Source organism: Janthinobacterium sp. AD80 (genome assembly GCF_002878455.1).
Classification (GTDB): domain Bacteria; phylum Pseudomonadota; class Gammaproteobacteria; order Burkholderiales; family Burkholderiaceae_D; genus Janthinobacterium.
The window spans coordinates 1-1,353 of sequence record NZ_NRDQ01000280.1 but is presented as its reverse complement, the minus strand read 5'-3'; the positions used below and the strand labels follow the sequence as shown (position 1 = coordinate 1,353).

Below are 1,353 nucleotides of genomic sequence, written 5' to 3'. Positions count from 1 at the left end.
CCGGCGCCGCCTGGGCGGCCCTGGCCTTGCGGACGGGCAAACTGGCCTTGCGGCTGGCCACGGCGCGGCGCGACCGGGAATGGATCGGCGTTGCGGTTGCTCACATCGATGCGGTTGCCATTCGGCTCGTCATCGCGGTCCTTGCGTTCGACCTTGCGTGCTTCGCGGCCCTTGGCGGCGCCGGCGGCACGTGGATCGCCCGAAGGCGGCATTTTCTTTTCGATGCCGTAGGCGGTCAGCAGATCGCGCACGGTGTTTTCATCCATCTCTTCCCAGCGGCCGCGTTTCAGGCCGCTCGGCAGGGTCATGGCGCCGTAGCGGGTACGGATCAGGCGCGAAACGGTCAGGCCGATGGCTTCGAACATGCGGCGCACTTCGCGGTTACGGCCTTCGCCGATCACCACGCGGTACCACTTGTTGATGCCTTCGCCGCCACCATCGGCGATCTTCGAGAACTGCGCCAAGCCGTCTTCCAGCTCGACGCCGGCCAGCAGCTTCTGGCGCATGCCCTCTTCCAGCTCGCCCAGGGTACGCACGGCGTACTCGCGGTCGATGCCGTAGCGCGGGTGCATCAGGCGGTTGGCCAGGTCACCGGAGGTGGTAAACAGCAGCAAGCCTTCGGTGTTGAAGTCAAGGCGGCCAACGGCCAGCCATTTGCCCGCCTTCATGGTCGGCAGGCGGTCGAATACGGATGGACGGCCGTCCGGGTCGTTGTGGCTGACGATTTCGCCGGCCGGCTTGTGGTAGACCAATACGCGCGGCGGCTTCTTGCTGACGCGGCGCTGGATCAACTTGCCGTTGATGCGCACATGGTCGCTCGGCAAGATGCGCTGGCCGATGTGGGCCGGCTCGCCATTCACGGACACGCGGCCCGAAATGATCAGGTCTTCCATGTCGCGGCGCGAACCAAGACCGGCTTCGGCCAGCACCTTGTGCAGCTTCGGCGCATCGTCGTCGGAGGTCAGGTCGCGGCGCACGGCGGCTTTTTGCACGCGGCCCGTGCCGCCTTCTTCGCTGTCGAAAGCGTCGGAGGTGACGAACGAGAAGACAGCATCAGCGTCGCTGACCTTGCCTGGCGCAGCCTGGCGGCCCTTGCCCTTTTTGCGGCTCTTGCCCGCATTCTTGCCGGCACCCGGCACGTCGTTGCGCGGACCGCGCGGCAGGCGCGGGCCGGAAACGAGGTTGCCTTCGGCATCGAACACGTCGGCGACAGGCGCGGCGGCCTGCTCTGCGACCGGTACGGCTTCAGCTGCCTGCGGCGCTTCGGCGCGCGSCGGCTGGCGCAGCGCGCGTTCAGCTTGCACGCCGCGCATCTGGCGCGGACCGCGCGTCGGGCGTGCTTCGGCCGGCTTT

1 protein-coding gene is annotated in these 1,353 nt (G+C 67.7%); it reads right to left on the bottom strand.

Going from position 1 to position 1,353, the window contains the following annotated elements:
• Positions 1-1,353 (bottom strand): 23S rRNA pseudouridine(2605) synthase RluB (gene rluB, locus JaAD80_RS28585; RefSeq protein WP_146012596.1); only part of this gene is annotated, 1,353 nt, incomplete at both ends.